Genomic DNA, 10,799 nt, shown 5'->3' on the forward strand with positions numbered 1-10,799 from the left:
GTTCTCCCTCTGATGGTTTTTTGTATCGGCTTAGTGTGGCTTACCCGCCCGCAAGTTCCCGGGCATAAAAAATTGGGCCGATACCATACAAGGTGCTGCCGCGTCAAAACCCGGGCAGGTCAGCTTCGATCTGACTGACGCTATCCGGACCTTTGGCTTGGGCCGCTGCCAGCGCCTGACGGGCGCGTTCCAGCATGGCTTCGGCAGTATCGCCGCGCGCATTGGTGGTAAGTCCGGTGCAAAAGGAAATCTGGACACCGTCGGCGACGCCGGTCCAGTCAATCGCTGCATAGGTTTGCTTAAGGCGATCGATGGCTTTGATGCTTTGGTCGATCCAGGTGGTGGGCATCACGATCACGAATTCGTCGGCATTGTTGCGGCCAAAGGAGTCGAGGGTGCGCAGCAGTTGCTGGGTCTCTTCGGTGAGTTTGCGCAAAATCTGTACAACGGCTGCCCGGCCGTATTGATCCATCATGTCCTGAAAGCGATCGACCCGGATAATCGCGACTGAAAAAGTGTGGCCGGTACGGTGCGAGCGGTTCAGTTCCGTATTCAGACTGTCGATCAGCGCATTCCGGTTCAGTGCGCCGGTCAGCGGATCGTGCCTGGTCATGCGCTCGAGATGCGCCATGACGGTTTCCAGCAAGGGTAGTACCTCTGCTTTTTCTGCGCCGGTTTTGAGCTGATGAATTGCCTGAGACAACTGCAGCTCCGCCTTCCGGTTCAGTGGGGTTTTGTCGCTGGACATCGGATTCTCCCAATACCTTGATTGTCAGACGCTAGAATTTGCGGATTTATCGCCCTTGTATCGCGGCTCCACCGCAGATGTCAGGCGATAATACGCTTACTCTACCATTTTGAAGTTTGCCGTCGGCAATTTTCCATGCAATCCCAAACACTTTTTTCTTTTTCTGTCTCACCCTGTCAGCATTTGCTCTCCGATTTTTTCCCGGGCCTTGAGCTTTGGGTGAAACGCGACGATTTGCTGCACCCTCAGGTGTCGGGCAATAAATTTCGCAAACTCAAATATCCTTTGCAACAATTGGCGGGGCGTTCGCCTGACCTGGTGACGATGGGTGGCGCATGGTCGAATCATTTGCATGCAACGGCGCATGCGGCGGCGCTGTCCGGCTGGCGCTCGATCGGCCTGGTGCGGGCGGCACCGCAGATGCAAACAGCGACGCTCGATGATTGCCGCGCCTTGGGGATGCAGATCATTCCGCTGACGCGTGATGCCTATCGCCACTTGCGCGAACAGCCGGATGCGTGGCGCTCGCAACTGGCGGAACACTTGAATGACTATGCGCCGCAGGCAGATTATGTCTGGTTGCCGGAAGGCGGCAGCACTGCCGGGGCACTGCGCGGCGTAGCGGAACTGGTCGACGAGGCGATTGCGCAAATCGGTTTTGTACCCGACAGCATTGCGCTGGCTTGCGGCACCGGCGCCACACTGGCCGGTGTCCTGGCAGGCTTGCGCGGCCGCTCCCGGGTCGTGGGAATTGCGGCTTTAAAAAATGCCGGCTATCTGCATGGCGAGATTGCGCATTTACTGGCGCAAGCCGGTTATCCTGGCTACGATAATTATCAGTTGCTGACCGACTATCATCACGGCGGCTATGGCAAAGCGCCGCCGCTTCTGCGCCAGTTCTGTCAGGCGTTTGCGGCAGAGACCGGGATACCGGTCGAACCGGTGTATACCGGCAAACTCTTATATGCGCTGATGCAGCTATGCCAGAACGGGCAATGGCGCGGCGGCCAGCGGGTGCTGGTGCTGCATACCGGCGGACTGCAAGGCGCACGCGGCTTTGCATAAGCCGTATACCGGGTAGGAGTATGCTTAAAAATGAGGTTTAACCCGCTTGTTTTACCTGGTAAACAAAAAATACTCCCCTATTTACATCAAAATCCATGCAACAGAATAAAAAAATCCTGATCCTCGGTTTTGTCTGGGCCGAGCCAGCCTCATCGGCGGCGGGTAGCCGCAGCATGGAATTCATCACGCTGTTTCGCGCCCAGGGCTGGCAAGTACGATTCGCTTCGGCCGCCGCGTTATCCGGCCACCGTGCCGATTTGTCTGCGCTGGGCGTCGAAGAAAAAAGCATCGCCTTAAATTGCGATAGTTTTGATGCGATGCTGGCTGAATACCGGCCGGACATCGTGTTGTTCGACCGCTTCTTTACCGAAGAGCAGTTCGGCTGGCGGGTCGCGCGCACTTGCCCGCAGGCTTTACGAGTCCTGGATACCCAGGATCTGCACAGCTTGCGCCAGGCGCGCCAGCTCTTGTTAAAACGCGCCCAGCAGCACTGCAGCAACGAGACGGCACGTCACAGCGTGCCGCCGGTCGCTGCCAGTCCTGCTGCATTGCGTGCCGTCATGGTGAACGAGGAAATGAGCCAGCGCGAGATCGCGGCGATCTATCGCTGCGACCTGACACTGATGATCTCGGATACCGAGATCGCATTGCTGCAAAAAGAATTCGGCGTGCCCGCCGCGCTGCTGCATCACTGCGCCTTGATGCTGATGCCGTCGCCCGGCGCTAGCGAAATACCGCGGCCAGCATTCGGGCAGCGTACGCATTTTTTGAGTATCGGTAACTTCCGGCACGCACCGAACTGGGATTCGGTGCTATGGCTGAAACACGCACTCTGGCCCAAGCTGCGGCAACGCTTGCCGCAGGCGCAACTGCATGTCGCCGGTGCCTACCCGCCGCCCAAGGCCATGGCCTTGCACAATCCGGCACAGGGTTTTCATGTAATCGGCTGGGTCGCCGATGCCCATGCCGCCATGCGGCAGGCGCGGGTCTGCCTGGCTCCGCTGCGCTTCGGTGCCGGGATCAAAGGCAAGCTGGCCGACGCGATGGCCTGCGGCACGCCTAGCGTGACCACCACGATAGGCAGCGAGGGCATGCACGGCGCTTTGCCCTGGGGCGGGGCGGTGGCCGATGATCCCGATGGTTTTGTTGAGGCGGCGTTCGATCTGTATCAGGACCGTGCGCTATGGCAGCAGGCGCAAATACAGGGCGATCAGATTTTGCAGCAACGCTTTGAGCGCCCGCGCATCGCCGCTGAATTAATCATGGCCTTGCAACAAGCCGAACAGCATTGCGCAGAACGGCGGCAAGCGAATTTCGTCGGATTGATGTTGCACCATCACCAGCACCGGAGCACCCAATATATGTCGCAGTGGATTGCGGAAAAAAACCGGTTAGCCGCGGTCGACGGGGCCTTACCGGCAGCGGAATAAAAGCGTGCTTGGCAACTTAGTAACGATGCTCATCCACCAGATGCTTGGTAAAACTGTACTTGGTGCCGCCCTGTAACACATCGACCATTTTCTTGGGATTGGCCGCCGAGATAAAAATATCGGCGATCCCATCCTTGACGCGGAACTTGGTCGCCGGACTCAGGATGTTGTTCGCCTTGATGCACAGGTGGCGGATGGTTCTGGCTTTTTCGTTGCAGATCAGGAAATGACATTCTTTACGAAAATTCGCCAGGGGAATATTCAGCCACCAGCCTTCATCGCTGGCGTAGCGGACCACTTTGGAAAATTGCGTATTGCCTTCATTCAGCAAATTCATTTGCAATGAGTCATTGGCAATCTGGATGGCTTCGGATTTGTTCATGGGATTTTTCATTCAAGGCGAAATAGAGGTAGTACAGCAAGGATACAGTGCGCAATTACAAAATTTGGCAAAATTGAGAGTTTTGTTAGGAATTTTATAAAAAAATAGCGCAAAATAGTTCGCGTGCAAAACTTGAGCAAAGCCAGGGTCTTGAGTTTGCCCGTTCCTGTTTGCCACAACAATTATGGAGAATCATCATGACCGCGTCCTTGCTCTCTCAACAGTGTCGTCATACGTTTCGTCAGTCCGCAGCCGCCTTGCTGATCAGCGGCTTGTCCATGCTGTCGGCGCAGGCGGCCGAACGGACTTTTTTTGAAGCGCCCGCCGATAATGCCGAAGTGAGTTCCCCGTTTAAAGTGAAATTCGGCCTGGAAGGCATGAAAATCGCCCCCCTCGGCGATATGACCGAAAAAACCGGCCATCACCACCTGATCATTGACGGTGCGGCGCTGGCATCTGGCAACCCTGTCCCGTTTGATGAAAAGCACATGCATTTTGGCAAAGGCCAGACGGAAGTGGAATTGTCTTTACCGCCGGGTAAGCACACGCTGACGCTGCAATTCGGTAATGGCGCGCATCAATCTTACGGCCCCGGCATGAGCAAGACGATCAGCGTGACGGTATTGCCGACGGCAAAATAAATCTAAAGAACAGTTTCTTCAATCGTTTCTTGGTTGCGCAAACGGATGCCCATCGCATCCGGATTCCCCTCGGCGCGCGCAGCGTATTGACCGTCCCTTAGGTGGCGCTGGTGCCGGGTTTGACGACGCTGACCGGGCGACTGTCATATTCAAAACATGGCGAGCGCATTGCGCCGAGGCATAGGTTGATAACTACCCAAAATAGAAGGCGCATGATCCATGCGTGTTACAGCCTGATTTGACCCGGCGACGCGCATGGATCAAGCGTGTTCTGACTGCAAATTATGCTTTACCCGCGCTGAAAACCGCCCTCAGTCTCGCATCGGTCTGAGTGCCGCTTGCAGCGCTGATCCCGGCACAATTCACGCTGCGTTGCGGACATAGCCGTAGCGCAATAATCACGGTACTATTCAGTCACCACAGCATTTTTTATTGCGTGGCTCGGTTGTTTTCTCCCATTGATAAGCACCCCCGATTACCACGACCATTTTCCAAGACCAGACTGCTATGGATTTTCTTGTTACGAATGACGATATCGCTTGCTGGGAGGAAGAACTCTCTTCGTTGCAGGGCGCGCAACGTCTGGACAAGATGGTGGCATTGGCCTGGCACTTGCGACAGCGTGATACCCAACGTGCCATCTTGTTAGCCAATGAAGCCGATGCCCTAATCGACTATGTATTGCCTAAGGATAGCCTGACTGCGGCCCAGGAATGGGCGCGGGCGCGTTTACTCCTGGTGCGGGCAGAAGCATGTTGGTTGCATGCACAATTCGAGGATGCCGAACGCCTGGCAGAACAGGCCTTGCAGGCATTTGCGCAGATGGATGGCGATCAAGCTAAGCAGGGATCGAGCGATGCCCATTATCTGCTGGCGGCAATTGCGCATAACCGGGGACAGATCAACGCTCTGGTTGAGCAGCTGGAATTGGCGATCCGCGATGCGCTGCTCTGCCGCGATGCCGAACGCGAGGCAATGGCGAATGCTTTTTTGGCGACACAAATGATTTTTCGCGATTTACCGAAAGCGATCGAGCGTTGGAACGATCGCTATCAACGCGAACTGGCTGATCCGCGTCCCGTCGTGGTCGCCTGCGCCCATGAATATTTCTTTTATGCGGGCACGATGTCGAGTGATTTTGGCAGTGTGATTTCGCATGCGATCCAGGCCTATGAATTTTGCCTGAAGTATGGCGAGCTCAGACGTGCCGTGACTGTGCTGAGTAATATCGGTGACGGTTTTAATAGCCTCAACGACCATCAGACCGCCCTGCAATGGCTGCAGACCGCCCATGATCTGGCTGGTCCAAAAAACTGGCCTGCGACGACAGGCGGTACCCTGGTGCAAATGGCGGAAACCATGCGCCGCCTGGGTCGCTTTGATGTGGCAAAAGAATTATTGGCCGATGCACTTGAGACCCTGGCGCCGATGTCGGAAGCCAGGATTTATTTATTGGCCTTGCGTTACCAGGGTGACTTATTGCTGGATCTGGGCGACCACCAGCAGGCATTGGTATCTTTCCGCTTATTGCAAGAGAAAGCCGATGCGCGCGACCAGCTTGATTTCAGGATCGGTTCCCGGCGCGGGCAGGCGCGGGCCTTGTCTTTGCTGGGACAGGCAAAAGACGCTCTGTCTATTGCAGAACAGGCCTTGTTGCTCGCTCAGTACAGTAAAGATAATTATCGCCGTATCGATGTGTTGCGGGTACTGGCAGCGATCCATATGCGGGAGTCATTGCCGGCGCCCGGCGTTATGCAAGAAACCAGCGCGGCGCTGCATTATCTGCAGCAGGCCCTGGATCTGGCCGCCGGTATCAGCGGCTACGCAGTCACCGGAGAATTATTGGACGAGGTTGCCGATGCGCAGGCGGCACTCGGCCATTATCAAGAGGCGTTCCAGTTCAGCCGTATGGCGATTACTGCACGAGAAAAAATCCATACGCAAGAAGCCGCCAATCGTGCCACCGCCATGCAAATCAGCCTGCAAACCGAGCGCATGCGCGCCGAAAGCGAATACCTGCGCCAACTGGCCAACGCCGAAGCGCGGCGGGCTGAAGTCTTGCAGCAATCGAGCGATATTCTGGAGCGGCTCGGCCAGGTTGGCCAGGATATTACCGGCAGCCTGGATGCGAATGCCGTCTTCCAGGCACTCAATCGCCATGTGCATGGCTTGCTGCATGTGACGGCATTTGTGATCTATCTGATGGATCCCGATCAGCAAAGCATGACTTCGGCTTACGGAGTCGAAAACGGCGAGCCGATTGCACCGGATACGATCTACATGTCGAGCATGGTATCGAACTCGGTACGCTGCATTAAACAGCGCCGCGATATCCTGGTCGAGCTTTCGGCCGGCGATGACATCCCGGGATTGATTCCCGGCACCGAACCGGTACTGAGCACCTTGTTCGGCCCGCTGATGAGTGCTGGCACGGTGCTCGGCGTCATGACCATACAATCCTCCAGGGAGCATGCGTATGGCGAGCGGGAAAGGATGATTTTTCGCACGCTGTGCGCTTATGGCGCGATTGCGCTGGCGAATGCCAATGCCTACCAACGCTTAACCCAGACGCAGGAGCATCTGATCGCGCAGGAAAAACTCGCGGCCTTAGGTTCGCTGGTGGCCGGTGTCGCCCATGAACTGAATACCCCGATAGGCAACTGCCTGCTGGTGGCCTCGACCTTGCAAGACAGCACCAATACCCTGATACAAAAACTGGCGCAGCAAAGCCTGCGCCGTTCGGATTTAAGCCAGTTTTGCGAAGAAGCCAGGCTCTCCGCCGACATCATGATGCGCGGCTTGAGCAGTGCCGCGACGCTGGTCAGCAGTTTTAAACAGGTGGCGGTCGATCGCACCTCAGAACATCGGCGTCCATTTGAGCTGCACCAAGTGATACATGACATCATTGCGACCCTGAATATACGGATTGCCCATGCAGGGCATATGGTGATGCAAGATGTGCCGATGGGCATCCGCATGGACAGTTACCCCGGTGCTCTGGGACAGGTGATTACCAATCTGGTCGAGAATGCGCTACTGCATGCATTCGATCTGAGGGGGCCGGGGAAACTCAGGATCAGTGCGACCCGCCCCGATCCCCAGCGGGTAGTAATCCAGTTTGCCGATAACGGCGCCGGGATTCCCGAAGAAAACCTGAAGCGCATCTTTGATCCCTTCTTCACGACCAAACTCGGGCAAGGCGGCAGCGGACTCGGCCTGAATATTTGCTACAACATCGTCAACTCGATCTTGCACGGACAAATCACGGTCAAGAGCGTGCCGGGGGAAGGCACCAGTTTCTATCTGGATTTGCCGCTCGAAGTGTGACTCCGATACAGAAGATTTCAAACGCCGGTACTAGCCTTACCGGCTCCCTGCTGTACTGATTATTTCGCGCCTTTGCGATGCGGTTTGGCGGCGTCCGGTTTGCGGTCTGTTTTAATTTTTGGCGCAGCTTTACTGCGCGGTTTCTCTGCCGCGAATGCGGATTTTTTGAGCGCCGGTTTGATGAACTCGGCCGGTTTCTCGAAGGATTCGCTGATATCCAGTTGCTTGCCGGCGACCCAGACAGTTTTCAATTGTTTCAGCAATTCTTTCGGCATGCCTTGCGGCAGATCGAGCAAGCTGTAGTTATCGAAAATCTCGATGCGACCGATATGTTTGGCTTCCAGCCCTGCCTCATTGGCAATCGCACCGACGATGTTGGACGGCGTGACGGCATGCGCACGGCCGACTTCGATGCGGTAACTTTGCGTGGGAGCGATGGCTTTAGCCGGGCGGTCTTTTTTCGATTTGGCCGGACGCTCTGCGGCGTCGCCATGTTTTTCTGTGAAGGCTTCTTCACGCGGGTCGGCATGCACGGCGCGCTCGACGGTGGCATTGAGTTTGCTGGCGCTGGCGCGCGGTTTCGCTGCGCGATCCGGTACTGCTGGGCTTGATGATGGGGCGCGGTTTGCGGCTGGCGATTTGCCGGCAGCGCCATCGGCATGGATGCGCAATGCTTGTCCGGCAACCCGCACGGATTGCAATTGATCCAACGTGGACTGCGGCAAGTCCTGCGGCAAATCGAGCACGCTGTAATCGTCGTAGATTTCGATGCGGCCGATATTTTTCGAGTCGAGATTCGCTTCATTGGCGATCGCACCGACGATATTGCCTGGCTTGACGCCGTGCGCATACCCGACTTCGATACGGAAGGTGCGCATGCCGGGATCGGCTTCGCGGATGATGCGCTCTTTCGGCTCATAGCCCGGACGCGGGCCGCGTTCGCTACGCTCGAATCTGTCGCCACGATCGCCCCTGTCGTTGCGCTCACTACGTTCAGGACGGTCGAATTTATTGCGTGCAGCGCGTTCTTTATCCCAGCTATCGTCGCTCGCCATTTTCTTGTTTTTGTCGAGTAGCAGCGGCTCATTACCGCGCGCCATTTTGGCCAGGGCGGCAGCGATCTCGATCGCCGGGATATTGTTTTCGCGCTCGTAATCTTCGATCACGGATTGGAACAATTCCAATTCGCCGAGTGCAATCGTTGCCGTGATTTGCTCTTTAAAACGCGCAATCCGCACGTCGTTGACGGCCTGGATAGTCGGCAACTCCAGCGGAGAAATCGGCTGGCGGGTTGAGCGTTCTATCGCCTTCAGCAAATTCTTTTCACGCGGCGTGATGAACAAAATCGCTTCCCCGCTGCGACCGGCGCGGCCAGTACGGCCGATACGGTGCGTATAGCTCTCCGGATCGTGCGGTACATCGTAATTCACCACGTGGCTGATGCGTTCCACATCCAGGCCGCGGGCGGCGACATCGGTCGCTACCAGGATATCGATTTTGCCGTCTTTGAGCTGCTGTATGGTGCGCTCGCGTTGCTGTTGCTGGACGTCGCCGTTGATCGCCGCCACCGAGAAGCCTCTTGCTTCGAGTTTGCTGGCGAGTTCTTCGGTGCCGAGTTTGGTACGCGAAAAAATAATCATGCCGTCGAAAGTTTCGGCTTCCAGGATCCGTGTCAGCGCATCGAGTTTATGCATGCCGCTGACCAGCCAATAGCGCTGGCGGATATTATCGGCAGTACCGGTTTTGGCGGCGACGGTAATTTCGGCCGGCTTGTTCAGATAAGTCTGGGCAATACGCTTGATGACCGACGGCATGGTGGCCGAGAACAAGGCGGTCTGGCGCGTCTCAGGCGTCTCTTGCAGAATGCGCTCGACATCATCGATAAAGCCCATGCGCAGCATTTCATCGGCTTCGTCCAGTACCAGAGTCTTGAGCTTGGATAAATCGAGCGAGCCCTTATCCAGATGATCAATCACTCGGCCTGGCGTACCGACCACCACATGCACCCCGCGGCGCAAGGCCGATAACTGCGGACCGTAGCTCTGGCCGCCATAAATAGGCAGTACGTGAAAACCCGGGATATGCGTCGCATAACGCTGAAAAGCCTCCGCCACCTGGATCGCCAGTTCGCGGGTCGGCGCCAGCACCAGTGCTTGCGGCGTGGTCTGCCTGATATCGATGCGCGATAAAATCGGCAACGCAAAGGCGGCCGTCTTACCTGTGCCGGTTTGCGCCTGGCCCAGCACATCGCGATTGGCCAGCAAAGGCGGGATGGTCGCGGCCTGGATCGGAGACGGCAATTCATAGCCGACTTCTTTCAAGGCGCGCAATAAAGGCTCGCTCAGGTGTAGATCGGCAAACAGCGGGAGGGGGGTATCGGACATGGCGTTCTCAGCATTTCATTTAGGGCTCGTATCGCAAATGCGAAACAATATGGCGCGTAGTTTACTCTCTTGCGCTGTTAGCGGGCTGAGAATCTGGCTTTCGGCATCGAAAACGCGCTTAATCAGCCGTCATCAAGTCATTTCCGCCTGATTCAGGCGTGATTCGACATGCGGGTGCCGATTATTCCGGGCAAGCCGCTCTATGCACCGCGCGCTGACAAGGCATCGCTGGAAGGATAGCGAGGATCATTTTGTGAAGACCTAGCAGCTTTTTGAATTCGCTCCTTTGAAGATCGATGCCTTCGACCAGCTCCGAGATCGTCGTGATTTCAATCGCACTTCAATTGAAAAAGCCTGCTGTCAATCAAACTGACTGACAACAGGCTTTTAATCGAATAACAAAAAAGATTCACGTCAACGTGAGCTATCCGATCTTGATATATCCGGGTAAATAATTGTTGCAATTAGATTTAACCACCTTTGTTGGCTGCAGGATTGGCAAGACGGCGAGCGTCCTCAATAGATTCAGCATCCATTGTTCTAACCCCGGCGGCAGCGCTTTTCTTTTTAGGAATATTGCTACCCGTCATATAAACCGCTTCTTCCTTGACGGTTTCATTGGATGCCAGTTCATTGGTAGAACATGCTAATAAAGGTAGACTTGCCACTACAGTTAATAAAATTGCTTTCATCAATACTCCTCATATTTATATAAACGAGAGAATTTATCCCACAGCTTGGCTCATATCGCTGGTGAGATCGGATACTGGGTTATTTCGGATAAACACATTTATCCTAAAATATTTTTTAAAATACTATATT

At 55.5% G+C, this 10,799-nt stretch carries 8 protein-coding genes; 4 read left to right on the forward strand and 4 right to left on the reverse strand.

Features of this window, described 5'->3' with window-relative positions:
* Positions 1 to 103: 103 nt before the first annotated feature.
* Positions 104 to 748: a GGDEF domain-containing protein gene (locus LPB67_RS10765; RefSeq protein WP_262837178.1), complete on the reverse strand. Its 645-nt coding sequence runs from the start codon at positions 746 to 748 to the stop codon at positions 104 to 106.
* A gap of 135 nt (positions 749 to 883) precedes the next feature.
* On the opposite strand from LPB67_RS10765, the gene LPB67_RS10770 reads away from it, so the two are divergent.
* A complete protein-coding gene (locus LPB67_RS10770; protein ID WP_262837179.1) occupies positions 884 to 1,813 on the forward strand; it encodes a 1-aminocyclopropane-1-carboxylate deaminase/D-cysteine desulfhydrase in 930 nt (309 codons plus the stop codon).
* A 95-nt stretch (positions 1,814 to 1,908) separates the two neighbouring features.
* Positions 1,909 to 3,243, forward strand: a complete 1,335-nt coding sequence (locus LPB67_RS10775) for a glycosyltransferase (RefSeq protein ID WP_262837180.1) — start codon at positions 1,909 to 1,911, stop codon at positions 3,241 to 3,243.
* Between the two features lie 16 nt (positions 3,244 to 3,259).
* On the opposite strand, the gene LPB67_RS10780 is transcribed toward LPB67_RS10775, so the two are convergent.
* Entirely contained in the window at positions 3,260 to 3,625 is a 366-nt protein-coding gene (locus LPB67_RS10780) for a hypothetical protein (protein ID WP_262837181.1), read from the reverse strand.
* A gap of 197 nt (positions 3,626 to 3,822) precedes the next feature.
* Here LPB67_RS10780 and LPB67_RS10785 point away from each other — a divergent pair, with 197 nt between their 5' ends.
* Together LPB67_RS10785 and LPB67_RS10790 are read left to right on the forward strand one after the other, a co-directional pair.
* Positions 3,823 to 4,266: a DUF4399 domain-containing protein gene (locus LPB67_RS10785; RefSeq protein ID WP_410482727.1), complete on the forward strand. Its 444-nt coding sequence runs from the start codon at positions 3,823 to 3,825 to the stop codon at positions 4,264 to 4,266.
* 507 nt (positions 4,267 to 4,773) lie between these two features.
* On the forward strand, positions 4,774 to 7,593 hold the full coding sequence (locus LPB67_RS10790) for a GAF domain-containing sensor histidine kinase (protein WP_262837182.1): 2,820 nt from the start codon (positions 4,774 to 4,776) through the stop codon (positions 7,591 to 7,593).
* 59 nt (positions 7,594 to 7,652) lie between these two features.
* Here the strand turns inward: LPB67_RS10790 and LPB67_RS10795 are convergent, their stop codons facing one another.
* Entirely contained in the window at positions 7,653 to 9,977 is a 2,325-nt protein-coding gene (locus LPB67_RS10795; RefSeq protein WP_262837183.1) for a DEAD/DEAH box helicase, read from the reverse strand.
* 470 nt (positions 9,978 to 10,447) lie between these two features.
* Positions 10,448 to 10,669: a hypothetical protein gene (locus LPB67_RS10800; protein ID WP_262837185.1), complete on the reverse strand. Its 222-nt coding sequence runs from the start codon at positions 10,667 to 10,669 to the stop codon at positions 10,448 to 10,450.
* Positions 10,670 to 10,799 lie beyond the last annotated feature (130 nt).

This window comes from Undibacterium sp. Jales W-56, assembly GCF_025548535.1.
Classification (GTDB): domain Bacteria; phylum Pseudomonadota; class Gammaproteobacteria; order Burkholderiales; family Burkholderiaceae_D; genus Undibacterium.

Excerpts from the sequence above, each read along its gene's own strand:
- LPB67_RS10795 (WP_262837183.1), bottom strand. The coding sequence starts at position 9,977 with ATGTCCGATACCCCCCTCCCGCTGTTTGCCGATCTACACCTGAGCGAG.
- LPB67_RS10770 (WP_262837179.1), top strand. The coding sequence starts at position 884 with ATGCAATCCCAAACACTTTTTTCTTTTTCTGTCTCACCCTGTCAGCAT.
- LPB67_RS10780 (WP_262837181.1), bottom strand. The coding sequence starts at position 3,625 with ATGAACAAATCCGAAGCCATCCAGATTGCCAATGACTCATTGCAAATG.
- LPB67_RS10785 (WP_410482727.1), top strand. The coding sequence starts at position 3,823 with ATGACCGCGTCCTTGCTCTCTCAACAGTGTCGTCATACGTTTCGTCAG.
- LPB67_RS10765 (WP_262837178.1), bottom strand. The coding sequence starts at position 748 with ATGTCCAGCGACAAAACCCCACTGAACCGGAAGGCGGAGCTGCAGTTG.
- LPB67_RS10790 (WP_262837182.1), top strand. The coding sequence starts at position 4,774 with ATGGATTTTCTTGTTACGAATGACGATATCGCTTGCTGGGAGGAAGAA.
- LPB67_RS10800 (WP_262837185.1), bottom strand. The coding sequence starts at position 10,669 with ATGAAAGCAATTTTATTAACTGTAGTGGCAAGTCTACCTTTATTAGCA.
- LPB67_RS10775 (WP_262837180.1), top strand. The coding sequence starts at position 1,909 with ATGCAACAGAATAAAAAAATCCTGATCCTCGGTTTTGTCTGGGCCGAG.